Raw genomic sequence first — 1,197 nt, 5'->3', positions numbered from 1 at the left:
ACACTCGAGTGCCCACTTCCCCGTCCGCGCACCGTCGGGAAATGGGTACTCGACTGGGGCCTGGGCGAGGGCTGGCATGGCGAAGGGCCGGGATCCGCGTGATGCGGAACCCGGCCCTTGGCCTGCTTCAGACCTCGAAGGTCAGGCGGGGACGACCTCGAAGGTGAGGGTCGCCGCGACCTCGGGGTGCAGACGGACGGTCGCCTCGTAGGAGCCGAGCGTCTTGATGGCCTGCTTGACCTCGATCTTGCGCTTGTCGAGCTCCGGGCCACCGGCAGCCTTGACGGCCGCTGCGATGTCACCGTTGCTGACGGCGCCGAAGAGGCGACCGGACTGGCCGGACTTGGCCGGGACCTTGACCGTGGTGGCCTCGAGCTGGCCCTTGATGCCCTTGGCCTGGTCGAGGTCCTTGATCTCGCGAACCGCACGACCCTTGGTCAGGGCGTCGACCTGCTTCTGGCCGCCCTTGGTCCACGGGGTCGCGAGACCGCGCGGCATCAGGAAGTTGCGGCCGTAGCCGTCCTTGACCTCGACGATGTCGCCGGCCGTGCCGAGGCCGCTGACCTCGTGCGTGAGAATGAGCTTCATGGTGATCTCCTAGTTCTCGAGCGGCTGGGCTCAGCGAGCCGAGCTCGAGTAGGGCAGCAGGGCCATCTCACGGGCGTTCTTGACGGCCGTGGCGATGAGGCGCTGCTCCTGGACGGACACACCGGTCACGCGACGCGCGCGGATCTTGCCGCGGTCGGAGATGAACTTGCGCAGGAGCGCAGTGTCCTTGTAGTCGATGTTCTCGACCTTCGCCGCCTTCAGCGGGTTGGCCTTCTTCTTGGGCTTGCGCACAACGGGCTTTGCCATCGTGGTGCTCTCCTTCTTGATGAGAGCCCGGGGTTTGGTGCCCCGGGATGGGTTCTGTACTACGTGGGTATGCCGTCCCGCTCAGGTGGCCGGACGACGGTGCTGACCTGCTCGAGCTCGATCAGGAGACGCGATCAGAAGGGGGGCTCGTCGTAGCTGGGGGCTGCGCCCCAACCACCACCCTGCTGACCGCCACCCTGCTGGGCGCCACCGGAGGGCTGGTTGCTCCAGCCCCCCTGGCCGCCGCCAGTCGCAGCCGGGGCCGCCTGGCCGCCGGCGGAACCGCCGGTCGCCCACGGGTCCTCGGCCTGGCCGCCGGAGCCACCGCTCCAGCCGCCGCCC

The 1,197-nt window shown here is 68.8% G+C and carries 2 protein-coding genes and 1 pseudogene; all 3 read right to left on the bottom strand.

Annotated elements, in window-relative coordinates; genetic code table 11:
* Positions 1-141: 141 nt before the first annotated feature.
* Positions 142-588: a 50S ribosomal protein L9 gene (gene rplI, locus AC1DP0_RS22060; protein ID WP_478088754.1), complete on the bottom strand. Its 447-nt coding sequence runs from the start codon at positions 586-588 to the stop codon at positions 142-144.
* Between the two features lie 30 nt (positions 589-618).
* Positions 619-855, bottom strand: a complete 237-nt coding sequence (rpsR, locus tag AC1DP0_RS22055; protein ID WP_013494395.1) for a 30S ribosomal protein S18 — start codon at positions 853-855, stop codon at positions 619-621.
* A 134-nt stretch (positions 856-989) separates the two neighbouring features.
* A pseudogene (locus AC1DP0_RS22050) lies at positions 990-1,197 on the bottom strand (single-stranded DNA-binding protein); the annotation flags it as partial.

The sequence above is a fragment of the Terrabacter sp. P5_B1 genome (genome assembly GCF_056400505.1).
Note: the sequence above shows the minus strand (reverse complement) of the source record. Positions and strands in the feature narration are given on the sequence as shown.

Bases quoted from the DNA above. Each gene is read 5' to 3' on its own strand.
- rpsR (WP_013494395.1), bottom strand. From the start codon at position 855: ATGGCAAAGCCCGTTGTGCGCAAGCCCAAGAAGAAGGCCAACCCGCTG.
- rplI (WP_478088754.1), bottom strand. From the start codon at position 588: ATGAAGCTCATTCTCACGCACGAGGTCAGCGGCCTCGGCACGGCCGGC.